Origin of the sequence: Streptomyces sp. NPDC093801, from assembly GCF_040701585.1 — a bacterium.
Lineage (GTDB): Bacteria > Actinomycetota > Actinomycetes > Streptomycetales > Streptomycetaceae > Streptomyces.
Window position 1 is genome coordinate 197032 of sequence record NZ_JBFBDP010000004.1, and the last position, 24580, is coordinate 221611.

A 24580-nucleotide genomic window follows, 5' to 3' on the forward strand; every position below is an offset into this window, starting at 1 on the left:
GGTTTGAGGCCGCCGTGGCCTAAGGCCGGCCGGCAGCTGGCGGAGGTTTTGCACCGCCATGGGGAGGCCGTGGCATTCGGCCACGGCCTCCCCGGGGAGCGGGTCAGCGGCTACCGACGAGGCGGGGCAGCTGCGCCAGCGTGTCGGCGAGGCGTTCCGCTGCCAGGCCGCCGCCCTGGGCCAGCTCCGGGGAGCCGCCGCCGCGGCCGCCGAGGAGCTGCTTGACCAGCGAGGCCGCGTGCAGCCCCGCCTCGCGGGCGGCCTTGTTCAGCGCTACGACGACCACCCCGGCCGCCGTACCTACGCCGACGACGCCCGGCATCGCGGCGGACAGCCGGTCGCGTACGGCTGTCGCCAGGGCGCGGGCCTCGTCACCGCCGCCGTCGGCGGTGGTGACGACCACCTGGACGCCGTTCGCGTCGACCGCGCTCCTGGCCAGCGCGGCGGCGCGGACGGTGGTGGCCTGCTGCTTGAGTCGGGCGTTCTCCCTGTCGGCGGCCTTGAGCCGGTCCAGCAGCCCGGCGATCTTCTCGGGCAGCTCGGCGCGCGGGGCGCCCAGCTGTTCGGCGATCCGGGCGACGAGGTCCCGTTCACGGGCCAGGTACGCGAAGCCCTCGACGCCGACGGCGGCCTCCAGGCGGCGCATGCCCGCGCCGACCGAGCCCTCCGAGGTCAGGGCGACCGTGCCGATCTGTGAGGCGTGCTCGACGTGGGTGCCGCCGCACAGCTCCCGCGACCAGGCCCCACCGATCTCGACGACCCGGACCTTCTCCCCGTACGTCTCGTCGAAGAGGGCGAGCGCGCCCAGCTCCTTCGCCTCGGGGAGGGTCATCCACTGCACGCCGACCGGCAGGTCACGGCGCAGGGCCCGGTTCGCGGCCTCCTCCACCTCGCTGCGGACAGTAGTCGAGAGCCCGCCGCGCCAGGGGAAGTCGAGCCGGAGGTAGCCGGGCCGGTTGTACGAGCCGGCCTGGAGGGCAGTGGGGCCGAGGACCTCGCGCAGGGCCGCGTGCAGGACGTGCGTGCCGGAGTGGGCCTGGCGGGCACCGAGCCGCCATTCCGGGTCGACGGCTGCGTGTACTGCGTCACCGGGGGCGAGCTCGCCCGCGGTGATCCGGACCTGGTGGGCGACCAGGCTGGGCAGGGGCCGCTGGACGTCCAGCACCTCGGCCTCGACGGAGGCACCGGAGAGGACGCCCGCATCGCTGTCCTGACCACCGGACTCAGCATAGAAGGGGGAACGGTCGAGGACGACGGTGACGATCTCCCCGATCCGGGCCACGGGTACCGCGCCCTCGGCACCCAGGACGGCGAGGACACGGGATTCGGTGGTCAGGGTCTCCCAGGCCAGCCAGTCGGTCGGCCCGTTCGCGTCCAGGACGGAGCGCAGGGCGGTGGTGTCGACGGCGCCGCCGGACTTGCGGGCGCGGGCGTCCGCGCGGGCCCGCTCCCGCTGGGCGTTCATCAGTGCCGTGAAGCCTTCGCGGTCGACCTCCACGCCCTGCTCGGCAGCCATCTCGAGGGTGAGGTCGATGGGGAAGCCGTAGGTGTCGTGCAGCAGGAACGCCTGCGCGCCGGGCAACGAACGTCCGCCCTCCGCCTTGACCTTGGTGACGGCGGTGTCGAGGACGGTGGTGCCCTGCTTGAGGGTGGCGCGGAAGGTGGCCTCCTCGCCGTACGCCTGGTCGGTGATCCGGGGGAACGCTTCGGTGATCTCGGGGTAGCTGGGGGCCATGCAGTCGCGGGCCACCGGGAGCAGCTCGCGCAGGGCCGGGTCCTGGTAGCCGAGCTGGCGCATGGAGCGGACCGCGCGGCGCAGGATGCGGCGCAGGACGTAGCCGCGGCCCTCGTTGCCGGGGGCGGTGCCGTCGCCGAGGAGCATCAGGGCGGTACGGACGTGGTCGGCGACGACCCGCAGTCGTACGTCGGCCTCGGCGTCGGCCCCGTACCGGACACCCGCGAGGGCGGCCGCGCGGTCGAGGATGGGGCGGGTTTCGTCGATCTCGTAGAGGTTGTCGACGCCCTGGAGCAGGGTGGCCATGCGCTCCAGGCCCATGCCGGTGTCGATGTTGCGGCGCGGCAGTTCGCCCAGGATCGGGTAGCCGGACTTGCCGGGGCCCTCGCCGCGCTCGTACTGCATGAAGACGAGGTTCCAGAACTCCATGTACCGGTCCTCGTCGACCGCCGGGCCGCCTTCGCGGCCGAGGGCCGGGCCGCGGTCGTAGTACAGCTCGGAGCAGGGGCCGCAGGGGCCGGGGACGCCCATGGACCAGAAGTTGTCCTCGTCGCCCCGGGCCACGATCCGCTCGTCGGGCAGGCCCGCGACCTTGCGCCAGATGCCGCGGGATTCGGTGTCGGAGTGGTGGACGGTGACCCAGATCTTGTCCGGGTCGAGGCCGTAGCCGCCGTTCGTCTGGGAGGCCGTCGACAGCTCCCAGGCGTAGGCGATGGCTTCTTCCTTGAAGTAGTCCCCGAAGGAGAAGTTGCCGTTCATCTGGAAGAACGAGCCGTGCCGGGTGGTCTTCCCGACCTCCTCGATGTCCAGGGTCCGTACGCACTTCTGCACGCTGGTCGCCCGTTCCCATAGTGGGGCGATCTCCCCGGTGAAGTACGGCTTGAACGGCACCATGCCGGCGTTGACGAACAACAGCGTCGGGTCCGGGGTGGGCAGCGGCGCGCTGGGGACGGGCGTGTGGCCGCGTTCGGTGAAGAAGTCGAGGAATCTGCTGCGGATGTCGGCGGTACGCACGGTGGATCGGCTCCGTTGGTCGGTTCTCAGAGGGGGCGAGGGGCGGCTGTGCGGGCCGGGTGTCGGGGGCCGAGGAAGGCGGCGTAGCCGGCTCCCCCGGGTGCGGGGTGGGTGGCCTGGGTCCAGCCCTGTCGCTCGTAGAACGCGCAGGCGGCCTTGGCGCGGATCGAGGTCAGTAGCCAGCAGAGGCCGTCGGCGCGCTCCTCGGTGACAGCAGCCAGCAACCGGGCGCCCAGTCCGGTGCCCCGGGCACGGGCGGCGACGGCCAACTCGTCGACCTCCCGTGCGCCACACAGCCAGGCAGAGGTGTGTCGCTCGCCCAGAGCCGCCGATACGTGCGGGTAGCAGCGGTCGGTCGGGAAGGACTCCGGAGTCGTCCAGGCCGTGGCGTAACCGAGGACGACGTCCCCGTCGAGGGCGAGGGCCGCGGTGAAGCCCGGGCGCTTCACGTCGTCGGCGAGCCGCCGGACGTAGACGTCAGACCGGCCCGGATCCTCCTCCCAGGGCGGGGCTCCGTAGGCCTCGGCGTAGACCTCACGCACCCCGCCTATGTACCCGAGTACCTCAGGAGCGGACATGCACGGGACATCGACGGGCATCAGGCTGCCCTGACGGCGGGGCGTGCGAGGGGGGTCAGGGACGCGTATTCGAGCGGGGCGGACGGGTCGATCGATACGTCCAGCGGGGCCGGCTCGGCGCCCGAGCGGACGAGCAGGTCCCCGACGGCGGCGATCATCGCCCCGTTGTCCGTGCACAAGGTCATGGGCGGGACCCGGAGTTCGATGCCGACGGAGGCGCACCGCTTCTCCGCGAGGGCGCGGACGCGGGAGTTGGCGGCTACTCCGCCGACCACGACCAGTGTCTTCACGTCGTATGCCTTGCAGGCCGCCATGGCCTTGCGGGTCAGGACGTCGGCCACGGCTTCCTGGAGGGCGGCGGCGCCGTCGGCCACCGGCACCTCCTCGCCGCGCTGGCGGTGCTGCTCGACCCAGCGGGCGGCGGCGGTCTTGAGGCCGGAGAAGGAGAAGGCGTACGGGTCGTCGCCGGGCCGGGTGAGCGGGCGCGGGAAGGCCACGGCCTTCGGGTTCCCGTCCCGCGCGGCCTTGTCGATGGCAGGACCGCCTGGGTACGGCAGGCCGAGGATGCGTGCGACCTTGTCGAAGCATTCGCCGGCCGCGTCGTCGAGGGTGTCTCCGAGGTGCAGGATCGGCTCGCGCACGAGGTCCTGGACGAGGAGGAGCGAGGTGTGGCCGCCGGAGACGATCAGTACCACGCACGGGTCGGGCAGAGGGCCGTGCTCCAGGGTGTCGGCGGCGACGTGCCCGGCCAGGTGGTGGACGCCGTACAGCGGCACCCCGGCCGCGTAGGCCAGGGTCTTCGCCCCGGCCAGGCCGACCTGGAGGGCGCCGGAGAGTCCCGGGCCCGTGGTGACGGCGACCGCGTCGAGTTGGTCGATCCGCAGCCCGGCCTGGTCGAGGGCCTGCCTGACCACCGGGTTGAAGGCGTGCAGGTGGGCACGGGCCGCGATCTCGGGCACCACACCGCCAAAGAGGGCGTGCTCGCCCATGCTCGACGCCACCACGTGCGCCAGCAGCTTCCCGTCCTGAACGATGCCCGCGCCGGTCTCGTCACACGACGACTCGATCCCCAGCACCACCGGTCCGGCCACAGCACCCACTCCTTCTGCACTCAACCTGCAACTGCAATATATGCGCAATAAGGAGCCGGATGGGGCACCCGCCCGGTGTCAGGGGTTCTGGGAAGAGCCGGAGAGAGCCGGGGACTGCCCACCGCGTCCCGACGTGGATGACCGGGTGCCGCCTCCGCCGACGCGTCGCGCGTGGCTTGTGCGGAGCATGGCGCCGTAGAGGATCCCGAAGGCGGTCCATGCGAAGTAGAGGCCCGACAGGCCGATTCCCGGACCAGCCGCCTCCCAGGAGCCGCTCTCACGGACGTTTGCCCTGGTCCGGGCGGATGCGACCGCTGTACCACCAGGGGACGAACAAGACCCTGGCAGGAGACCCTCCTCGATGTCGCCCCGCCCGAACCCAATGAGCACGAAGGCAGCGGCGCGCGCGGGCAGCAATTCCTTCAAATCCAGCAGCACCGAATGCCCGTTCACAAGTCGGCGTCTCCGCTGTCGTCCTCCGGGGCGCGGTTGGCAAGGTCGACGGCGAACGCGGCGACATCGCGGCCGGCGATGAGGCGTCGGCCCGCGCCGTCGCCGCCTTCCCGGCGCGCGGGGAACTTCCCCGCGTCGGCCCAGCGGTGGGCGGTGTCGGGACTGAGGCCCAGCAGGCGCTCGGCCTGCTCCACGTGGAGCGCGGCACGTGCCGTTGACTTTCGCTGTCCGCCGTAGGAAGAAGGGTGCCGCGGCGTGGGGGCATCCCTCTTCCTGCTTCCTACCGGCTGGTCTACTAGTGGCGGGCGACCTTGACGGCCGAGATCAGCAGGATCAGCGCGAGGCCGGGGATCAGGACGATGTCCGGGATCACTCCGAGCAGGAGCCCGCCGAGGAGCGCGCCGGCGATGGATCCTCCGGCCAGGAGAGCGGCGAAGCGGAGGTTGGCGCCAAGGACGGCGAAGCTGCCGTCGCGGCTGTAGCGGGCGAAGGCCACCAGCATCGTCGGCAGGGACACCAGCAGGGACAGGCTTCCCGCGAGCTTGATGTCGGCGCCGAACAGCAGCACGATCGTGGGAATCAGAAGCTCGCCGCCGGCTACGCCCATGATGGCCGCGACGACCCCGATCCCGAACCCGGCCACCACTCCGGCCACGATCTGGACGGGGCCCGGCAGGTCCAGGGTTCCGACGGCGGTGGTGTGGGTGAGGACGAGTGCACCAGCCATGCCTACCATCAGGACGGCGAGGACCTTGTAGAGGGTGGACGAGCGCATCCGCACGGCCCACGATGCTCCCGCCCACGCGCCGAGGAGGCTGCCGGCCAGCAGGTTGACCGCGATCGACCAGTGGGCGCCGAGGTCGCTGAAGGAGACCGCGGCGAGTCGGGCGGGCAGGGCGGTGATCACGACGACCAGGCTCATCGCCTTGTTCAGGATGACCGCCGACAGGGCAGCGAAGCCGAACATGCTGATCAGCAGCGGCAGTCGGAACTCGGCACCGCCCAGGCCGATCATGCCGCCGAGCACACCCACCATGGCGCCAGCCCCGAAGACCAGCGGTGTCGACCGCGACCGCGCGGCCCCGGCCAATGCCTTGTCTGATGCCACGTCGATCACGCGTTCACCTCTTGTCCGGCGCCGGTGAGCGTGTATCCGCCCAGCCGGCGCAACTGAGCGCTCACCCGAGGCGAACACCACACCTGCAACAGCGTCGACATGCCGGGGTGTTCGACGAACCGCCGGTCCACCCACAGCTGCACGACGTGCTCCTCCCACGGGGAGAAGTCCAAACCGACCGACGCCGCGGCGGCGGCCGTGGTGATCCCCGCCGCCACCTGCCCGGCCGCAGTCATCCGCGCCGAGGCCAGGTGGCCGGAGACCACCGGGCCCGCGACCTGGTCGGGAGCACCGGCGGCGGCAAGGGTCCGCAGCAGCGCCTGCTGGGAACCGGCCTGCGCGTCTCGGTGGGCCACCGGCACGAGGCCGGTGCCGATCGCGGACAGGGCGGGCGCGGGCCCGTCATGGGCCAGGCCCACCGGCCAGCGTGCGAGCTCCCACCTCGCCACCCCGTCGGGTACCTGCGGCAGTTCACCGGCAGGACCGTGAACGACTGCGGCGTGCGCCCGGCCGGCGGCCAGCGCGGCCATCGACCGGCCCGAGGAAGCGTGCACGACCACCAGCCGCCCGGGACCGCGGCCAGGGCCAGCAGCTGCGGCCATCCCGAGGGCAGGCTCACAGCCCGCCACCACGAACCCGTCGACCGACGCGCCGTCCAGCAACTGCGGCCCCCGCTCGGACCAGACGGCGTCGGCCAGCGTGAAACCGTGCCCGTCGCTCTCGCCGAGCGGCGCCCACACCTGGTTCTCACCGACCCGGGCCACCGCCAGCGGCGTACCCACCTCCGGCTGCCCTTCGTCGGCCATCACCGGAGCGAACACCTCCGGCCCGGACGCAGCGAAGAGCTCCTCCACCGAGCAGCCGAACGCCGCGGCAAGCCCGAGCGCAGCCGTCACCGAAGGAACCTGCCGCCCGGACTCCACCGCCGCGACCGACTGCCGCGAAACCCCCGCAGCAGCCGCCAACTCCTCCTGCGACCAGCGCAAAGCCAGCCGCCGCTCTCGTACCCGTTCACCAGCCATGCCAGGAAGATAGCGGTCCGCCACTATCCAGGCACAAGAGGGCGGCCTGGATTTCGGCAACTCCCACACAACCACCGGAAGCACACGGCTGAGGATTAGGAGGAAAATACCGACGGCCGAATCACGGGTGCTCTGACCAGCAGATATGTGACGCCGCCCGAATGTGATCCGAAGGGCTTGAGATCCCGAGATTCATCCCACGGCCGTGAAGAACCACCCCCTGCGGGAATCAAGACATGGGCGGCCCTACCGCATTCGCCCATCAAATCTCGCATTCAATAAACATATGCAAGCTGTAAAGCGTGAATCGGCTGGCATCTGCGATGTCAGTTATCTAGATGCTCCCGACCCCGGCCCGCAGGTGCGACACCAAGTTCGGACGCTCGCCGCGCCCTGTGCCCGGCGGGCGGCCTCAGTTGCCGGACATGAGGGCGGACCTGGGTTCCTGGGCTCGAAATCAACGGCTGCCAGCGGAGGTTGCCCCTTCGGGCTGTTGCATGCGGGCTCCGAGGGCCGTGACGGCCGCAGCGAACGCCAGCGCGGCGAGTAGGGCGAACAGTGCGTGGTAACCGCCGAGGGGTCCGGCCAGGATGGCCCCGGCAAAGGGGGCGAGGGCGGCTGCGGCGTGGGCGGGTGCGCCGAGGAGTCCGGAGAGTCGGCCGTAGTGGGTGGTGCCCCAGCGGTCGGTGATGGCGGTGGCCTGCAGGAGGGTGAGGTTCCCTCGGATCACCCCGGCGAAGACGGACACGGCGACGAGCAGGGCGTACGGCCCGGCCACGACGGCGAGGGCGGCGGTGGTGAGGGCACCGAGCGCGATCAGGGTGATGGTGCGGGCGGTGACGCCGAGGTGGCGGGCGAGGGTCGCGTAGAGGGTGCGGCCGAGGGTCTGGCCGGCGCCGCCGAGGCCGAGGGCCCATGCCGCCTGGGTGGTGGTGTAGCCGCGCTCGATCAGGAGGGGGACGAGGCCGATGACGACCGCGTACATGGCGAACGCGGACAGGGTGAAGGTGACGGCCAGCATCCAGAACGCCCGGCTGCGGACGACCTGCTCGTGCCCGCCACTGACGTGCGGCGGGCTCGGAGGAGCCGGCGGCCAGGGAGCCTTCAGGGCGAGGGCGTGCGCCGGAATGGTCAGCACCGCAAGGATGCCGGCGAGGACCACGTAGGTGGCGCGCCAGGACATGTGGTCGGCGAGGACCGCGGTAAGGGGTGCGAAAACCGTGGACGCGAGCCCGCCGGCGAGCGTGACGATCGTGAGGGCGCGGACGTGGTCGGGGGCCCACCAACGGGTGAGGGCGGCGAAGGCCGGCTGGTAGAAAATGGCGGCCATCGCCGCTCCGGCCAGCAGCCATCCGGCAAAGAACACGGCCAGGTTGGGGGCTGCGGCTATCACCAGCAGGCTCAGCGAACCCAGGGCGGAGCCGGCGGTCATGACCAGGCGCGGGCCGCGGTGGTCCAGGACGCGGCCGACATAGATCCCGACGACGGCGGAGACGACGAGGGCAGCGGAAAACGCTGCGGTGGTGGAGCCCGTACTCCACCCGGTGTCCGCGGTGATGGCCGGGTTGAGGACGGGGAAGGCGTAGTAGACGACGCCCCAGCTGGTGATCTGGGTGAGGCAGAAGGCGGGCAGGACGGCGCGTGGCCGCGACCGGACCCCCGTCCCGGTCGCAGCCACGCCGCTTCGTAGGTCGCTCACCTCAGCAGCCGCCGGAGGAGGCGGGTACGGCGCCGATGGTGAGGGTGGCCGGGGCCGCGCAGCAACCGCCACCGGCCCCCTCCGCGGCTGCGGGTTCGTCGAAGAGACCCGCGCCGCCGCAGACTCCGGTCTCGGGGAGGGTGAGTTCGACGCGCTCGGCGGCTTCCTGGTCACCGGCGAGGTGGGCGGCGATGGAGCGGACCTGCTCGTAACCGGTCATCGCGAGGAAGGTCGGGGCTCGGCCGTAGGACTTCATGCCGACGAGGTAGACGTCCTTCTCCGGGTGGGAGAGCTCGTTCGCGCCGTGCGGGTAGACGGTGCCGCAGGAGTGCTGGTTGGGGTCGATCAGCGGAGCCAGCTCGACCGGCGCCTGGAGGCGGTCGTCGAGGCCGAGGCGCAGCTCGTCGAGGAAGGAGAGGTCGGGGCGGAAGCCGGTGAGGACGATGACCTCGTCCACCGGGTCCAGGCGGCGGCCGTCCTCCCCGACGAGGACCAAGCGGCCGTCCTCGTCGCGCTCGAAGGCGTCGGTGCGGAAGCCGGTGACGGCGTCCGCGTACCCGCCGTCGACCGCGGCCTTCGCCGCCAGGCCCAGGGCGCCGCGGGCGGGCAGCTGGTCCGCCTCTCCGCCGCCGAAGGTCGAGCCGGAGATACCCCGGCGCAGGATCCAGGTGGCGTGGGTACCGGTGCCGTCCTCGGACTTGGCGAGGTCAGCCAGGTAGGCGAGGGCGGTGAAGGCGGAGGCGCCGGAGCCGATGACCGCGGTGCGCTTGCCCGCGTACCGGGCCCGGACGGCGGGGTCCTTCAGGTCCGGGACGCGGTAGCCGATCCGGTCGGCGGCCGCCTTCTCCCCCAGGGCCGCCAGGCCGTTGCCGCCGGCAGGGCTGGGGGTGGACCAGGTGCCGGAGGCGTCGATGACCGCGCGGGCGAAGATCCGCTGCTCGCGGCCGTCGGCGTTCTCGTAGTGGACGACGAAGGGCTGGGCCTCGCGGTCGGCGTCGACGATACGGTCGCGGCCGGCGCGCGAGACGCCGGTGACGCGGGCGTCGTAGCGGACCTGCTCGCCGAGGACGTCGGCCAGCGGCTGTAGGTACCGCTCGGCCCAGTCCCCGCCGGAGGGGTAGGTGTCCTCGGCGGGCTTGACCCGGCCGGTCGGGGCGAGGAGCTTCTCGGCGGCCGGGTCGACGACCTCGCCCCAGCGGGAGAAGAGGCGTACGTGGGCCCATTCTCGGACGGCGGATCCGGCGGCGGTCCCGGCTTCCAGGACGAGCGGTTCGATGCCGCGGTCGACGAGGTGGGCGGCGGCCGCGAGTCCGGCGGGGCCGGCTCCGATGACGACGACGGGCAGCTCGGTGGTGGTCTCGCTCATGACTGGTCTCCGGGTCTTCGTGCAGGCGGGCAAGGTGGGTGGGGACTTCGGGTGGTCAGCAGCAGCCGGCTCCGGTAGCGACGGCCTCGCGCTTGGACTGGGGGTCGCAGCAGGCTCCGGCGGCTTCCGCGCCCTCGACGGTGCCGCAGCACGGTGAGGACGAGGACTCGGCGGGAGCCGCCTCCGCCGTGGGCGCGGCCGGGGCGGCGCTACAGCAGGAAGCCGCCGTCTCGGCGTGGTTCGGGCTGGGGGTGACCGACTCGCTCATGACGACTCCCTGGTGTTTCGAAGTTTGTCGATGGCTTGCGTGATCAGCATGACACCTGTATCGATAGACGTCAACATAGACGTTCATCTATTTCCCGGAGGTTGCCGTGGAGCATGTGGAAGTCGCCGTCATCGGGGGCTGGCAGTCGGGGCTGGCGGCCGCGCACGCACTGGTCAGATCAGGGTTGAAGCCATTGGTACTGGAGGCGTCGAGCCAGGCCGCGGGCTCGTGGCCGCGCTACTACGACAGCCTGACCCTCTTCTCCCCAGCTCGGTTCAGCGCACTGCCCGGAGTGCCGTTCGGCGGGGATCCGGACCGCTACCCGCACCGGGACGAAGTCGTCGCCTACCTCACCGCCTACGCCGACCGACTGCAGGCCGACATCCGCACCGGGCAGCGCGTGGCCGCGGTCCTGGCCGACGGCGGCGGTTTCACCGTCGAGCTGGAGGGCGGCGGGCGGTTGTCGGCGCGGGTGGTGGTCGCAGCCTCGGGTAGCTTCGGCCGCCCCCACCACCCTGACCTGCCGGGCCTGAAGACCTTCGATGGGCAGGTCCTGCACGCAGCCGACTACCGCAGCCCCGCCGCGTTCGCCGACCAGCGGGTCGCGGTCGTCGGGGCGGGGAACTCCGCGGTCCAGATAGCCGCCGAGCTCGCGCGTGAAAGCCGGAACACGCTGGCCACGCGGGCGCCGGTGAAGTTCGCCCGCCAGCACCTACCGGGGAGGGATCTGCACTTCTGGCTGACCCGCACCGGTGTCGACACCGCACCGCTGGGGCGCCTGCTGCGGACCCCGCCCGGCCAGCCAGTCCTGGACGACGGCCGCTACCGCGCCGCCCTGGCGGCCGGCAGCCCCGACCGGCGCCCGATGTTCCAGCACCTGAACGGCAACAAGGTCACCTGGGCCGATGGCACCACCGAGAGGCTGGATGCGCTGATCCTGGCCACTGGCTACCGCCCGGATCTGCCATACCTGGCCGGTCTCGGCGGCGCCCTCGACACCTCCGGCCGGCCCCGGCAACGGGACGGCGCTTCCCCCGCACACCCGGGCCTGGCCTTCGTGGGCCTGGAGTGGCAGCGCAGCCTGTCCTCGAACTCCCTGCGAGGCGTCGGCCGGGACGCCGAGCGGACGGCCCGCCGCCTTGCCGCCCACCTGGACCGCGCGTGAGACCCCTGCCAGTCTGGTTCGACATGTGTCAACATAGACGTATGTCGAATGCGAAGGTACTGCCGCTCCTGGAGCCCGAGGCCGTCGCGCCCTGCTGCCCGCCGCTGAACGAGCGCCCCATGTCGGCGGACGAGGCAGAGGTCGCGGCGAAGATGTTCAAGGCGCTGGGGGACCCAGTGCGCCTGCGCCTGTTCTCCGCCGTTGCCTCCCACGAGGGTGGCGAGGCGTGCGTATGCGACATCTCCGACGTCGGCGTCTCCCAGCCCACCGTCTCCCACCACCTCAAGAAGCTCAAGGAAGCCGGCTTGCTCTCCTCCGAGCGGCGCGGCACGTGGGTGTACTACCGGGTCGAGCCGTCCGTGCTCGCCGCCATGGGCGCGCTGCTGGTCGGCGCTGCGAAGGCCGCGTGACCGGCGTGCGGATCGAGGCTCTTCTGCCGGAGCACGCTGAGCAGGTGCTGGGCATCTACCAGGCCGGCATCGACGAAGGCAACGCAACCTTCGAGACGCAGGCCCCTGACTGGGCCGCCTTCGACAAGGCCAAACTGCCCGGTCACCGCTTCGTCGCCCTCGACGAGGGCGGCCGAGTGGCGGGCTGGGTCGCGGCGAGCGCGGTCTCCGACCGCTGTGCGTACGCGGGCGTGGTCGAGCACTCCGTGTACGTCCACCCCGACGCCCGCGGCCGCGGCGTCGCGGGCCGGCTCCTTGCCGCCTTGGTCGAGTCGACCGAGGCCGCGGGGATCTGGACGGTCCAGTCCGGCGTCTTCCCCGAGAACACCGCGAGCCTCGCCGTCCACGAGCGGGTCGGCTTCCGGATCATCGGCACCCGCGAGCGGATCGGCCGCCACCACGGTGTCTGGCGGGACGTGGTCCTCCTGGAGCGCCGCAGCCCACGGATCAGCTGACGCCGACGGGCGTGGTGGCGGTCGCGGGCACGAGGCGGGGAACGAGGCGTACGTAGACCACCATGCCGATCACCTCGACCAGGGTCTGGGTGACCACGACGACCGCGGCGACCGCGAGGTCGTCGGGCAGCGCGAGGGCCAGGGGCAGGACCACCAGGGAGTTGCGTGTCGCGCCGGTGAAGACGACCGCCCGTGATGCGGGGACTTCGAGGCGGAAGAGGCGGGCGACACCCCGTCCGGCGAAGGCCATGACCACGAGGAACGCGACGTAGAAGGGGATGACGGCGGCGACGTCGCCGAGGCTGCCGCCGAGCTTGGGGACCTGGGAGGCGACCACGGTGACGAGGGTGGCGGCCATCAGCGGCACCATCGTCGTCGTGGCCGCGTCCGACACCTTCCGTCCGGCCGGTGCGCGTCCCGCCCACGCCTGGAGGATCCAGGCCAGCGCGAGCGGGATCACGATGAGGACGAGGAAGGCTTCCAGGAACGGGCCGACCTCGACGACGTCGGCCAGGTCCGGGCCCATGAACAGGTACAGCAGGCCTGGCAGGAGCAGCATCTGGGCGACGAGCAGCAGCGGGGTCGCGGCCAGGAGGCGTCGGCCGTCGCCGCCGGCCAGGCCGGTGAAGACGATGACGTAGTCCACGCACGGGCAGAGCAGCACCAGCAGGACGCCGATGCGCACGGCCTGGTCGGCGGGAAGGAAGGTGAACATCGCGGCGACGACGAGCGGGACGACGGCGAAGTTCACGACCATGGTCGCGGACAGGAACCTGCCGTCGCGCAGGGAGCGGAACAGGTCGGCGGCCGGGACCTGGAGGAAGGTCACGAAGAGCAGCGCCCCGAGGACGGGGTTGATGGCGTGTTCGAGTCCCGGACCGGCCGAGGGTGCTGCCCAGCCGAGGAGCGCGCCCAGGGCCATGGCGCCGAGGTAGATCGGGATCTGGTGGTGCTCCATGCGTGCGACCAGACCCTGTGGTTCCTGCGACACCCTGCTGACTCCTTGCTGTACGTACCTGCTGATCGTGCGGTGGCCCCGTCTGGGGCCCGGTCATTGTGGCAAGCCGGCGTGCCCTTGCCCGGGCGGCGGGGTGGGCAGGCCGAGGTCCACCGGGCCCGGCGCGGTCGCGCACGTGGCGGCCCGGCGGCGCCGACGCAGTACCCACGCCGTGGCGGCAAGGGTTCCGACGGTGACGGCGGCCAGGGCGGGCACCCACACGGCGCCGACAGCGGAGAGGACTCCCAGCCCGCCGAGGAAGGCCGTGATCGGGCCGATGCAGCAGGCCGCGCAGGCCAGTGCGGCGAGGCCGCCCACTCCGAGGAGGGACGTGCCGGAAGACTTCGTCTCGGGGTTCACGTGGTGGCTCCGAACAGGTCGGCGAGCAGGGAAGCGGCCGCTTCGGGTGCCCGCACCGTCAGCGTCAGGTGGGTGGGGGTGAGACCCAGGGTGAAGTCGAAGAACGCGCAGCAGTCCTGCTCCGCCGCCGCCAGGGCGGCGAGTTCGGCCGCCAGTCGCGGGGTGCTCGGGAAGACGAGGCGCAGGCCGTCGGTGATCTCTTCGCGTCCGGTGGACCGCGCGATCAGCGCCCGCCACTGGGTTGTGCGTTCGCCCAGTTCGTCCCCGCCGAGCGTGCAGGCCACCGGCGCCTCGCGCCACGGCTCGCTGTCGGCGTCGGGCTGGGGGCGGGTGGGTGAGAGTGCGACCAGGACCGGCCCCGCCGGCCGGGGCTGCTCGGCGGTGGTGCAGCCGCAGTCCGGGCCGCACCCGCCGGACGGCGCCGGCCCGGACAGCTGCCGGTGGACTTCGGCGAGGCGGACGGAGAAGGCGGCCAGCTCGGCCGCGCGGCGGTCCGCGTCCGCGATCCGGTCGGCGACCAGGGGCACCATGCGCGCCCGCACCGCGGCGCACACCCCCGCGTCCCGTACGTCGAGCAGGTCGCGGATGTCCTCCAGCGCCAGCCCGAGCAGCTTCGCGGAGGAGATGAACGCCAGCCGCTCCACCGCGTCCGGCCCGTACTGGCGGTAGCCGGACGCCGTCCGCTCTGCGGGCAGCAGCCCGGCCGTCTCGTAGAACCGCAGGGTGGAGGCCGGCACGCCGGAGCGTTCGGCCAGCTGCGATATGCGCAGTGTGCTCATGCCTCGACCGTAAACCTTCAACCCGACTCGAAGGTCAAGCCCGCAGAAGCCCGGCAATCTCGCGGGCCGCATCACGGGCGGGGCGGCCGACACCGATCAGGGTGGCGGAGGCGGGGCCGGTCCAGTCGCCGTAGCCGAGCAGGTGCAGGCGTGGTTCGTCGACGGCCCGGGTCCCGACGGTGGCGATGTGACCGCGCGTGCCGCGCAGGCGCAGTGCCGCGAAGGGGGCGAGCGCGGGTCGAAAGCCGGTACACCAGATGACCACGTCCGCCTCCGCCGTTGCCCCGTCCGCCCACTGGGCTCCGGTGGCGGTGAGGCGGCTGAGCATCGGCCTGGCGGTCAACAGCCCGGCGTCGCGGGCGGCGCGTACGGGCGGAATGGCGACGATGTCGCCGAGGGAAGCGACACCGCCGGTGTCCCTACGTCCCTCGTCCAGGGCCCGGCGGCGGGCGGTGGCGTGGTCGAAGAGGGCACGGCCGTCGATGTCGTCGGCGAGGTAGCGTGGCGGGCGCTGCGTCACCCACGTCACCTCTGCCCTGCCGGCGAGGTCGGCGGCGATCTGAGCTCCGGAGTTCCCGCCGCCCACCACGATCACGCGCTGCCCGTCGAACTCCCGCGGGTTCTGGTACTGCAATGTGTGCAGCTGTCGGCCGGCGAATTCGCGGCGGCCGGGCACCGCAGGCAGGAAGGGGCGGGTCCAGGTGCCGGTGGCGCTGATGACCGCGCGGGCCCGCCAGTCCCCGCAGTCCGTCGCGACCCGCAGGAAGGCGCCGTCCCGGTGGACGGCGGAGACCCACACACCACGCTGGACGGGCAGTTCGTACCGCTTCTCGTAGTCGGTGAGGTAGCCGATGACGTGGGCGGCGTCCGGGTAGAGCTCGCCCGGCTGGGACGGCATGAGCCGCCCGGGCAGGGAGGAGTACTGGGCCGGGGAGAAGAGGCGCAGGGAGTCCCAGGTGTGCTGCCAGGCCCCGCCGGGCGCCGCCTCGGCGTCGAGGATGACGTGCTCGATGCCCAGGCGGCGCAGGTGGTAGCCGGCGGCGAGCCCCGCTTGGCCGCCGCCGATCACCACCACGTCCGTGCGCCGCGTCATGCCGAGAGCGTCCCGGTGTCCGTCTTGCCTCGCATGAAGATGACCGCCACCAGGGCCAGGCCCACGACCGCGCCGGCCAGCTGCGCGCCTACGAACCCGGGCACCGAGGCCGGGGCGATGCCCGCGAAGGTGTCCGTGAAGGCGCGGCCGATGGTGACGGCCGGGTTGGCGAAGGAGGTCGAGGACGTGAACCAGTACGCGGCGCCGATGTACGAGGCCACTGCGACGGGCGCGAAGCGCAGGCGGTCGGTGCGGGCCAGGCCGAAGATCAGCAGGATCAGGCCGGCCGTAGCGACGACCTCGCCGAGGAGGAGGTTCCCGGCGGAGCGGTCGTGGGTGGACCACTTCACCAGGGGTTCGCCGAACATCGCGTCCGCCAGGATCGCGCCCGCGATCGCCCCCGCGATCTGCGAGGGCACGTAGACGGCGAACTCTCGGGCGGTGACCCCGGCGCCGCCCCGACGGGCGGTCCACCACTCCGCCAGCGTGACGGCCGGGTTGAAGTGCGCGCCGGAGACAGGGCCGAGGAGCGCGATCAGGACACCGAGCCCGAACACCGTGGCGGTCGAGTTGGCCAGCAGCTGCAGGGCCACGTCGTCGGTGAGCTTCGTGGCCTGGATGCCCGAGCCGACGACGACCGCGACGAGAGCGGCGGTGCCGACCAGCTCGGCGGCGGCGCGGGCGATCAGCGGGGTGCGGGGCGGAGTCGCGCCGGGTGCGGGCTGGGGCACGTCGGCAGGTATCGGGGTGCCGACGGGCTGGGTGGCGGTCAAGGCGGGTTCTCCTCGAGCAGGTGAGGCAAAGCGCGGAAGACTATGGGCAGGACCGCTTGAGGTTCGCTTCTGCGGTGGCTCGCGCGGTCTGTGCGAGGTCGGCGAACTGACCGGCGAGGGCTTCGATGACTTCCGGGCGCAGGCGGTAGTAGATGTACCGGCCGCATGGCTCCGTATCCACGACCCCCGCCTCCCGCAGCACCTTCATGTGGTTGGAGAGGTTCGTCTGCTTCGCGCCCGTCTCCTCCACGAGGTGGGTGGTGCAGAGCGTCTCGCGGGCGAGCAGGGTCACGATCTGGAGCCTGAGCGGGTCGGCCAGAACCCGGATCAGATCAGTGTCGACTGACGTCATCATGGACTGATACTGTCACATCAGTTGGGGCTGACACCAGCCCGAGCTGATCCTATTGGCTCCTTTGAACAGGATCGCCATGCCCACGCCTTCCTCGCCCCTCCTGCCGGACGAACGCCTGGCCGCCGGGGCTGCCCGTCTCGCCACCCGCTACGCCGGCCACTTCGCGCCGGAAACCGTGCTGGGCCTGCTTGCCGACTCCTACGCGCGTCTCGCCGAGCAGGCACGGATCCGCACGCACCTGGTCGTGCTGGCGGAACGGCTGACCGCCGACCGCCTTGACGCCCTCGCCCACACCCAGGGGCTGACGAGCGGGCCGATGCGGGTGCTGTTCGTGTGCAGCCAGAACGCGGGCCGCTCCCAGATGGCAGCCGCCCTCCTGGCCCACCGGGCCGGCGATGCGGTCACGGTCTCCTCAGCGGGCACCCACCCCGCCGACGAGGTCGAGCCGCACATCGTCCAGGCCCTCACCGAGGCGGGCGCGAACCTGGCCGACGCCTACCCCAAGCCGCTCACCGAGGAGGTCGTGCAGGCCGCCGACATCGTGATCACGATGGGCTGCGGCGACGCCTGCCCGGTGATGCCCGGCCGCCGATACCTCGACTGGCCCGTGGCAGACCCCGACGGGGCGCCGATCGCCGTCGTCCGCGACATACGCGACGTCATCGACGCCCGCATCGCCGAGCTGCTCGCCCAGCTCGCCCCCTGACCCCCACGCATCCCCATCGCAGTCGTCTCACCCCTAGGAAGAACAGATGTCCTCCGCTCCTGCCGCCTCCGTCCTGTTCGTCTGCATCCACAACGCGGGCCGCTCCCAGATGGCGGCCGGGTTCCTCCGCCACCTCGCCGGCGACCGCGTCGAGGTCCGCTCCGCCGGCTCCATGCCCGGCGAGCAGATCAACCCCTCCGCCGTCGCCGCCATGGCCGAGCTGGGCATCGACATCTCCGACCAGAAGCCGAAGGTCCTCACCCCCGAGGCCGCCCAGGCGTCCGACTACATCATCACCATGGGCTGCGGGGACGCCTGCCCGTACTTCCCCGGCAAGACGTACCTCGACTGGCAGCTCGAGGACCCGGCCGGCCAGGGCGTCGAGGCCGTCCGCCCCATCCGCGACGAGATCAAGAGCCTCATCGAGGGCCTGATCGCCGAGATCGACGCCAAGCCGAAGGCCTGAGGCACCTGCCGTGACCGAGACGACCCCGACCAACGACGTCCGCGACGTCATCGTCATAGGCTCCGGCCCCGCCGGATACACCGCCGCCCTGTACACCGCCCGCGCACAGTTGAAGCCGCTGCTGTTCGGCAGCTCCATCTTCGTCGGCGGCTCCCTCACCACGACCACCGAGGTGGAGAACTTTCCCGGCTTCCCCGATGGGATCGACGGCCCGGACCTGATGGTGAACATGCGGGCTCAGGCCGAGAAGTTCGGCGCCGAGATGATCGACGACGACATCGTCTCCGTGAACCTCACCGGCGATATCAAGGAAGTCACCGACTCCGAAGGCACCGTCCACCGCGCGAAGACGGTGATCATCGCGGCCGGCTCCGGCTACCGCAAGCTTGGCCTCCCCAAGGAGGACGAGCTCTCCGGCCGCGGGGTGTCCTGGTGCGCCACCTGCGACGGGTTCTTCTTCCGCGACCGCGACATCGTCGTGGTCGGCGGCGGCGACACCGCCATGGAAGAAGCCACCTTCCTCACCCGCTTCGCCCGCTCCGTCACCATCGTCCACCGCCGCTCCACCCTGCGCGCCTCCAAGGTCATGCAGAACCGGGCGTTCACCGACGACAAGATCTCCTTCGCCTTCGACAGCGAAATCGCCGAGATCAAGGACACGAACGGCATGCTCTCCGGCGTCGTCCTGCGCGACACCTTCACCGGCAAGCTCCGCGACCTCGACGTCACCGGCCTGTTCATCGCCATCGGACACGACCCCCGCACCGAACTGTTCACCGGACAGGTCGACGTCGACGACGAGGGCTACATCAAGGTCGCCTCGCCCTCGACCCGCACGAACATCCCCGGCGTCTTCGCCGCCGGCGACGTCGTCGACCACACCTACCGCCAGGCCATCACCGCAGCCGGCTCCGGCTGCGCAGCGGCCCTCGACGCCGAGCGCTACCTCGCCGCCCTGAGCGACAGCAGCACCAACGTAGACATGGCGCAGGTCAACGCCTGACCGGCTGGCCCCCACCCCATGGTGGGGGCCAGCCTGGAACCCCGCCCCCTCCGGACAGCCCGTTCAGGAGTCGTCTTCGGCTCGGTGGGTGTGCTCGGGGCCGGGGTGGGCGACACCGGGGACGAAGGGGTTGTCGTAGTCAAGTTCGATCTTGCCGAAGGCCGCACCTGGGATCGGCGCCGAGTCGTTGTCGGCGATGATCAGTTGGGCCTGAGAGCCATGTACCTCGGCGAGTGTTTGAAAGCGCTGGTAGGTCCGGTGGCCTCGTGCTTGGTCGTCCAAGTTACTCCCGGACGCCTTTCGTGGGGAGTCAATGATCAGCAGCGACGGCACTCGGACGTCTGGGTGTGTGATGCCGAACTCCAGCAGGGAAAGGCTGTACGCGACGTTGATACAGGTCACGATGCCCCCGCCGTCCGCCTGAAGGCTCTCGAACGAGACGTTGTCCACGACGGGCAGATAGGACGTCGGGTCGACGGTCGCGGACTGGATCCACGGCGCAGGGCGCAGCTGAGAGATCATCGTGTTGAAGTCTCGGCCGAGGTCACTCACGAGGGTTTGTCGCGCTGCGAGTTCGGCTGTTCGGGCCTTCCTTTCAGCCGTTGCGCGGGTCCGCTGCTCCTTGATGGCGCGGACATCTCGTGCGATCACGTGAGCTCGCGCCCAGGAGTCTCGTAGCTGGGTTACAGAGTCAATGGCTGCTCTGAGCGAGGCCGCGCGGGCGCTGGCGTCTGCAATGGCGTCGAAGCGTGGCGCCACGAGGTCGCGGGTCTGCGCGTCGAGTTGACGGCGCAGGCTGTGCGCGAGGAAGTCGGTTTGCTGGGCACGCTGTTGTGCGGCTTCCAGGACACCGCTGTCGGCTTCGAGTACGGTCTGGGCGTCCTGGAGCTGAAGGTCGAGGGTTCTCCGGGTCTGCGCGATTGCGGCGGGGTCGACGTCTTGGTCGTGCGGGTCGTGCTGCAGGCAGACCACACAGTGGTCCTCGGGGACGGGGCGGGTGCTGAGGCGCTGCATGCAGCGCGGACAGACTACGAAGTCGAAGGGGGACAGCTTCTCGATGGCGGTGGTGGAGCGATCGAGTCGGGAGAGGTCAAGTTCGACCTGGGCGACAACCGCGGCACGAGCCTCCACGAGTTCTTGTGCCGCCAGGACCTCCTCCGCCGCCTCGCGGGCACTGTCCACTGCGGCACGCAGCTCTTGGCGGAGGACGGCGTCGGCTGCGGTGCTCTCCTCCAGTTCGTGGCGCAGGGATGTCAGCGTTGCATCGGCTCGCTGGAGCATGTCCCGCAGGCTGGTGAGTTCGGCCCGCAGTTGGTCCTCGGTGCGGGGGTCGGTCGCACCGAGGAAGTTCTTGACGTTCTCGTATTCGTCCGTCTTCTTGCGGAGCTCCTCCTTGAGCTCCCCCAGCTTCCGGCTGAGCTCCAGCACGGTGCTGTCGGTAAGAGCGAACATCAGCTTGAAGAGCGCGGTGCGTTTGGTCCGGAACCACGTGTCGAGGTGTCCCACGACTTCGCGGTCGATGTTGCGGGCTTCCCGGTACACGTAGGCGAAGAGATCGGGGAAGGTGAGGTCCCGCGTCGTGGCTTTGCCGTCGCGGCTGGACGGGATCGTCTCGCGGGGAAAGTCGAGCGCCCTCAGAAGGTAGTCCGACAAGGGTGGCAGGTCGCCGTCCGCTTGTACGGCGTAGGTGTTGACAGTGGCTAGGGTTTCTGGGTCGAGGACGTCGACCTGGCCGGAGCGGGCGTCGTTCACGGTCCTTTTGAGGATCACGTACTGCTCGCCGATGACCACCTCGGCCTGGGCAGAGAGGACGTGGTCGCGGACAGCCGGGGTCAGTACGGCTTTGCCACCCACCACATGCTTGAGCAGCATCAGGAGGCTGGACTTGCCAGTACCGCTGGGACCGCTGACGACGGTGGCCGGCCCGTCGAAGCGGTAGGTCTTCTCGGCGTCGGCGGTGGTGACGGTGAGGGATCGAAATCGAAGGTGGACTGCCATTTCAGATCTCCGTCCGCCAGGGCCTGTCGACCGCGTCCGGCAGACGGTCGTAGATGAGGGTCTTCAGGGTCGTACCCGACTTGTTGAAGTGCTTCTTGAGGAGCGTGATGCGCTTGGCCACCACACTCCACTCGTCCGTTTCTGCCAGCATTGCCCCGGCGACCGCGCCGGAGGCTGTGATGCGGAATTCGGCACGGCCAGTCCCGCCGTAGGTGATCAGGTCGCGTGCAGCCAGGGATCCCAGGACGGTGTAGTAGCGGTGGTCCCAGGGCCCGTACTTGTAGCGGGTCATGCGGCTCTCGACGGATAGGCGTTCAGCGGAGGTGGGTTGGGCTCCGTCGGGCCACGGAATTCCATCCTTGGCCAGGAGGCGCTCCAGCATGGCCGGGTAGCGCAGCAGGAAGTCGAGCTTGGCAAGCTTGGTCAAACCTTCCAGGCCCTTCTTCGCTCCGGTGAAGCGGTCGATCAGCAGCAGCACACGGGCCTCGTGATAGTGAGCCTCATGCTGCTCCTCTCGACGAGCCCGGTCCCTCAGGCGTGTGGTTGCCACCAGTCGGTCGCCGGCGCTTGTCACGACGCCTCCTCCTCAGAGGGGTCGAACACGTCGGAGAAGTAGAAGTCGCAGTCGTCGCAGAGTTGGTAGGCCAAGCCCCGCAAATGACGCCCGTTGACAGGAAACGGAAGCCCGGCGCCTAGTAGGGCTTTGTTAGGTGGTCTTGTCGTGTTCGGTGTGCGGTAGTTCGCTGGCTGTATGAGGGCTGGGGAGCTTGCCGCGGTGCGGGGCCGGTTGGAGGAGTTCGCGTCCGAGGTGTTCGCGCCGCTGATACGGCGGGACCAGCGCGAGAAGGGCGCCTTGTATCTGCGGGGACTGCTGCTGGATGGCCGGCGGAAGTCGATGGAGCCGATGGCCGACCGGCTCGGGGTCGATCACCAGCAGTTGCAGCAGTTCATGACGTCCTCGACCTGGCCGGTCGAGGACGTCCGGGCCCGGCTGGCATGGCGGGCGGTGGTAGCGGTGCGGCCGCAGGTGTGGGTCGTCGACGACACCGGGTTTCCCAAAGACGGCCGTTCCTCGCCAGGGGTGGCCCGGCAGTACTCCGGGACGCTGGGCAAGGTCGGCAACTGCCAGATCGGCGTCAGCGTCCATGCCGCCTCCGACACCGCCTCGTGCCCGCTGTCCTGGCGCCTGTTCCTGCCCGCCATCTGGGACGGACCCGACGCCGAGGCCCGCAGGCGGGCCTGCCGGATCCCCGACAGCGTCCATCACCGGCCCAAGTGGCAGCTCGCCCTGGACATGCTCGACGAACTCGCCGCCACCGGGCTGAGGCCCGCCGCCCTGGTCGCGGACACCGGCTACGGCGCGAACGCCGACTTCCGCCGCGGTCTGGACGATCGTGGTCTGGCCTGGGTCCTGCAGGTCAAGGGCGAGATGACCGCCCACGGCCAGGACGCGGTGCCGCACCGGCCCGACTACGGCGGGCTCGGGCCCCGCCCGCTGCCCCGCTACCGCACCCGCCCACGCTCCTTGCGCGATCATGCGCTGGCCGCGGGCCGCAGCAGCGGCCGGTCCCTGACCTGGCGCAAGGGCTCCAAAGCAGCAATGAGCTCGCACTTCGTGCTCCTGCGGGTCCGCCTCGCCGGCCGCCGTCCGAAACCGGCCGCCGACGGCACGATCCCGCTGTCCTGGCTGATCGCCCAGTGGCCCGAAGGCGAAGCCGAACCGGTGAGGTACTGGATCTCGAACCTGCCCGCCGACATCCCCGCCAAAGACCTGGTCCGTCTGGCGAAGGCCCGCTGGCGGATCGAGCATGACTACCGAGAGCTGAAGACCGCTCTGGGCCTGGACCACTTCGAGGGCCGCTCGTTTGCCGGATGGCACCGGCATGTCACCCTCGTCACCGCCGCCCACCTGTTCCTGACCGAACAGCGGAGGAACCCAAAAGCCCCTGCCAGGGCCTGACCCTCTACCAGGCCCTGGACCTCCTCCAACACCTCATCGCCACCTGGACCGGCACCTGCCCCACCTGCCAACAAACCGTCCCATGGCAGCCCTACGACACCACCTAACAAAGCCCTACTAGTAGGTCCGGTGTCAGGTGCCGAGTCATCAGCTGGTTCATGCGGCGCCCGTAGGGTGCCCCGTCTGGCACTTCCTCCTCGGCCTGGTCGCGGCAGGCAAAGACGGTGTCCAGAACCTCATAACTCACATTGGCCAGCTCCGTAGTGTCCCCCGCCAGGCCCGACCGGTGCTGGGACCAGGCGACATACCAGGCTGAGCGAAGGCGCTCGGCGTGGGCAGCCTCGTCCGCCGGAATGCGGCCGCGGGCCATCTTCTTGCGCAGGTTGCCCCCACCCGGGGCGACGATCGGCAGCTGGCCGCGAGCGAAGGTGGGCACGGCGGAGCGGCTGGAGACGAACGTGTCGAGAACCGTCTCCTTGGTCAACCGACGCCTCGCGATGCGCTGCTGAATTTGCACGCTGTGCAGGACCCTCGCCGGGTCTGCGATGTAGACAGCGAGCTGGCCCCGATCGCTCTCGTCGCGGTTGCACTGCTCGATTCGCTCGATCAATGCGCGATAGGTTGCCTCGACATCCACGTGTTCCCGCTGAAGGGTCGCGATCGCGGGAACGAGGAGACTCTGGAGATTGACGTCGGTGATGTGCCGACGCGACGGCAGTTCATCGTCAATGAGCAGCGCGCCAAAGAAGAGCTTCACCAAGTCGATAAAACCGTCCGGGATGGCGATGTCGGCGAGCCGCGAAACCTGGGGCACTTCGGGAATTGTGGCGTAGGGCTGCTTCCAACGAACTTTCAAGAGGTACTGGGCGACGGCACTGGCCATATCGTCGACGCCAACGGTGGTTCGCGGGTCGGGCCCGCACATCGCCTTCAGCGTTGTGGCGCCACCCTTGCCCGTTGTGAGACCAGCGTTCGTCGCAAGCCGAAGACGGACGCTACTCAAGCCATCACACGCACGCCATCGGTCGAAGAGGTGCGCCAGTCCGCCGTCCTTGCAAAGATCCGCCACATTCCAGGGGTTACGCCGCTTTCCACGGTGCTTCACCGATACGAGTTCTACCGAACCGTTCGCGTAGGAGACCACAAAGTCCTCGTGCCACTCACAGACCACCGACTCGACAGAATCCTGGGTGAGCAGCGCAACGCAGATCTGGGCAGCTACCTCTGCCTGATAGCGGTAGTTGCCCAGGGTGTCCGACCCGCTGTCCTCATGAGGTGCCATTCGGAAGATCGGGTGCACGAACCCTTCATCAGCGTCCGCGTCCTCTGCCGCCTCAACCTCAACAGCCACTGCACACCCCCCACCCCGCCGCTGGAGGTACGACCCCAGGGCCGACGGCGGAAGATCACCACAACTACCACAGCACCCATGCACTCCGTAACCGGTCGGTCACATTCGCGGCCACGGAGATGTGGAGCCCACCGCACCCAGAACGACACCGGCCCGCAGCGCTTCCGACTCCCTAGCCTTGGAACAGCCCACGGGCTCGCGACCCCACTTCAATCCGGCGTGGACGTGCAGGCAGCCACCCACCTCACCCGTCCAGACCCGATCGCTCCCACACGCTGCCACTGCAGCCAAGGCGCAGCCCGGGCAGGCGTCCATCGGACCAAGATC

The 24580-nt window shown here is 70.6% G+C and carries 24 protein-coding genes and 1 pseudogene; 7 read left to right on the forward strand and 18 right to left on the reverse strand.

The window, feature by feature from the left end:
- Window positions 1-103 precede the first annotated feature (103 nt).
- The 9 genes and pseudogenes from alaS to AB0469_RS06165 all read right to left on the reverse strand — a co-directional run bounded on the left by alaS (window position 104) and on the right by AB0469_RS06165 (window position 10343).
- Window positions 104-2749 carry an alanine--tRNA ligase gene (gene alaS / locus AB0469_RS06125; protein WP_366450136.1) on the reverse strand — a complete coding sequence of 882 codons (2646 nt, stop codon included), beginning with the start codon at window positions 2747-2749 and terminating at the stop codon, window positions 104-106.
- Between the two features lie 26 nt (window positions 2750-2775).
- Entirely contained in the window at window positions 2776-3327 is a 552-nt protein-coding gene (locus AB0469_RS06130; RefSeq protein WP_366450137.1) for a GNAT family N-acetyltransferase, read from the reverse strand.
- A gap of 20 nt (window positions 3328-3347) precedes the next feature.
- Window positions 3348-4406 (reverse strand): tRNA (adenosine(37)-N6)-threonylcarbamoyltransferase complex transferase subunit TsaD, encoded by a 1059-nt coding sequence (gene tsaD / locus AB0469_RS06135; protein ID WP_366450243.1) that lies wholly within the window; start codon window positions 4404-4406, stop codon window positions 3348-3350.
- A 488-nt stretch (window positions 4407-4894) separates the two neighbouring features.
- Window positions 4895-5065 (reverse strand): annotated as a pseudogene (locus AB0469_RS06140) (helix-turn-helix domain-containing protein); the annotation flags it as partial.
- A 101-nt stretch (window positions 5066-5166) separates the two neighbouring features.
- Window positions 5167-5988, reverse strand: coding sequence for a sulfite exporter TauE/SafE family protein (locus tag AB0469_RS06145; protein ID WP_366450138.1), 822 nt, complete (start codon window positions 5986-5988; stop codon window positions 5167-5169).
- Window positions 5985-7010, reverse strand: coding sequence for a helix-turn-helix transcriptional regulator (locus tag AB0469_RS06150; protein WP_366450139.1), 1026 nt, complete (start codon window positions 7008-7010; stop codon window positions 5985-5987). The genes AB0469_RS06145 and AB0469_RS06150 overlap by 4 nt, the downstream gene beginning before the upstream one ends.
- A gap of 457 nt (window positions 7011-7467) precedes the next feature.
- A complete protein-coding gene (locus AB0469_RS06155) occupies window positions 7468-8709 on the reverse strand; it encodes an MFS transporter (RefSeq protein ID WP_366450140.1) in 1242 nt (413 codons plus the stop codon).
- 1 nt (window position 8710) lies between these two features.
- Complete coding sequence (locus AB0469_RS06160) at window positions 8711-10075, reverse strand: NAD(P)-binding domain-containing protein (protein WP_366450141.1); 1365 nt, start codon at window positions 10073-10075, stop codon at window positions 8711-8713.
- A gap of 55 nt (window positions 10076-10130) precedes the next feature.
- The gene (locus AB0469_RS06165; protein ID WP_366450142.1) at window positions 10131-10343 is read right to left on the reverse strand and encodes a hypothetical protein; all 213 of its coding nucleotides are present in this window, start codon (window positions 10341-10343) and stop codon (window positions 10131-10133) included.
- A 106-nt stretch (window positions 10344-10449) separates the two neighbouring features.
- Between AB0469_RS06165 and AB0469_RS06170 the strand changes: the two genes are divergently transcribed.
- From AB0469_RS06170 to AB0469_RS06180, 3 genes are read left to right on the forward strand one after another with little or no spacing between them, the layout of a single operon-like run.
- Window positions 10450-11508 carry an NAD(P)/FAD-dependent oxidoreductase gene (locus tag AB0469_RS06170; RefSeq protein WP_366450143.1) on the forward strand — a complete coding sequence of 353 codons (1059 nt, stop codon included), beginning with the start codon at window positions 10450-10452 and terminating at the stop codon, window positions 11506-11508.
- Window positions 11509-11549: 41 nt separating this feature from the next.
- Window positions 11550-11918 (forward strand): metalloregulator ArsR/SmtB family transcription factor, encoded by a 369-nt coding sequence (locus tag AB0469_RS06175; protein ID WP_366450144.1) that lies wholly within the window; start codon window positions 11550-11552, stop codon window positions 11916-11918.
- Window positions 11915-12412 (forward strand): N-acetyltransferase family protein, encoded by a 498-nt coding sequence (locus AB0469_RS06180; protein WP_366450145.1) that lies wholly within the window; start codon window positions 11915-11917, stop codon window positions 12410-12412. The genes AB0469_RS06175 and AB0469_RS06180 overlap by 4 nt, the downstream gene beginning before the upstream one ends.
- Here AB0469_RS06180 and AB0469_RS06185 read toward each other — a convergent pair.
- From AB0469_RS06185 to AB0469_RS06210, 6 genes are read right to left on the reverse strand one after another with little or no spacing between them, the layout of a single operon-like run.
- On the reverse strand, window positions 12405-13403 hold the full coding sequence (locus tag AB0469_RS06185) for a bile acid:sodium symporter (RefSeq protein WP_366450146.1): 999 nt from the start codon (window positions 13401-13403) through the stop codon (window positions 12405-12407). The two genes, AB0469_RS06180 and AB0469_RS06185, sit on opposite strands and share 8 nt — an antisense overlap.
- A gap of 60 nt (window positions 13404-13463) precedes the next feature.
- On the reverse strand, window positions 13464-13769 hold the full coding sequence (locus tag AB0469_RS06190) for a hypothetical protein (RefSeq protein WP_366450147.1): 306 nt from the start codon (window positions 13767-13769) through the stop codon (window positions 13464-13466).
- Window positions 13766-14548 carry a MerR family transcriptional regulator gene (locus AB0469_RS06195; RefSeq protein ID WP_366450148.1) on the reverse strand — a complete coding sequence of 261 codons (783 nt, stop codon included), beginning with the start codon at window positions 14546-14548 and terminating at the stop codon, window positions 13766-13768. The genes AB0469_RS06190 and AB0469_RS06195 overlap by 4 nt, the downstream gene beginning before the upstream one ends.
- Window positions 14549-14582: 34 nt before the next feature.
- Window positions 14583-15641 carry an ArsO family NAD(P)H-dependent flavin-containing monooxygenase gene (locus AB0469_RS06200; protein WP_366450149.1) on the reverse strand — a complete coding sequence of 353 codons (1059 nt, stop codon included), beginning with the start codon at window positions 15639-15641 and terminating at the stop codon, window positions 14583-14585.
- On the reverse strand, window positions 15638-16414 hold the full coding sequence (locus AB0469_RS06205) for an aquaporin (RefSeq protein ID WP_366450150.1): 777 nt from the start codon (window positions 16412-16414) through the stop codon (window positions 15638-15640). Before AB0469_RS06205 ends, AB0469_RS06200 begins: the two co-directional genes overlap by 4 nt.
- 40 nt (window positions 16415-16454) lie before the next feature.
- Window positions 16455-16769, reverse strand: coding sequence for a metalloregulator ArsR/SmtB family transcription factor (locus tag AB0469_RS06210; RefSeq protein ID WP_361768722.1), 315 nt, complete (start codon window positions 16767-16769; stop codon window positions 16455-16457).
- 76 nt (window positions 16770-16845) lie between these two features.
- On the opposite strand from AB0469_RS06210, the gene AB0469_RS06215 reads away from it, so the two are divergent.
- From AB0469_RS06215 to trxB, 3 genes are read left to right on the forward strand one after another with little or no spacing between them, the layout of a single operon-like run.
- Entirely contained in the window at window positions 16846-17475 is a 630-nt protein-coding gene (locus tag AB0469_RS06215) for an arsenate reductase ArsC (RefSeq protein WP_366450151.1), read from the forward strand.
- A gap of 46 nt (window positions 17476-17521) precedes the next feature.
- Window positions 17522-17941: an arsenate reductase ArsC gene (locus AB0469_RS06220; protein ID WP_366450152.1), complete on the forward strand. Its 420-nt coding sequence runs from the start codon at window positions 17522-17524 to the stop codon at window positions 17939-17941.
- A 10-nt stretch (window positions 17942-17951) separates the two neighbouring features.
- A complete protein-coding gene (gene trxB, locus AB0469_RS06225; RefSeq protein ID WP_366450154.1) occupies window positions 17952-18944 on the forward strand; it encodes a thioredoxin-disulfide reductase in 993 nt (330 codons plus the stop codon).
- A gap of 63 nt (window positions 18945-19007) precedes the next feature.
- On the opposite strand, the gene AB0469_RS06230 is transcribed toward trxB, so the two are convergent.
- Both AB0469_RS06230 and AB0469_RS06235 read right to left on the reverse strand, forming a co-directional pair.
- Complete coding sequence (locus AB0469_RS06230) at window positions 19008-20942, reverse strand: hypothetical protein (RefSeq protein ID WP_366450155.1); 1935 nt, start codon at window positions 20940-20942, stop codon at window positions 19008-19010.
- A 1-nt stretch (window position 20943) separates the two neighbouring features.
- Window positions 20944-21420, reverse strand: a complete 477-nt coding sequence (locus tag AB0469_RS06235; protein ID WP_366450156.1) for a hypothetical protein — start codon at window positions 21418-21420, stop codon at window positions 20944-20946.
- A 273-nt stretch (window positions 21421-21693) separates the two neighbouring features.
- Between AB0469_RS06235 and AB0469_RS06240 the strand changes: the two genes are divergently transcribed.
- Window positions 21694-22902 (forward strand): IS701 family transposase, encoded by a 1209-nt coding sequence (locus AB0469_RS06240; RefSeq protein ID WP_366450157.1) that lies wholly within the window; start codon window positions 21694-21696, stop codon window positions 22900-22902.
- Between the two features lie 103 nt (window positions 22903-23005).
- Here AB0469_RS06240 and AB0469_RS06245 read toward each other — a convergent pair whose 3' ends face one another.
- Entirely contained in the window at window positions 23006-24253 is a 1248-nt protein-coding gene (locus tag AB0469_RS06245; RefSeq protein WP_366450158.1) for a dsDNA nuclease domain-containing protein, read from the reverse strand.
- Between the last annotated feature and the right edge of the window lie 327 nt (window positions 24254-24580).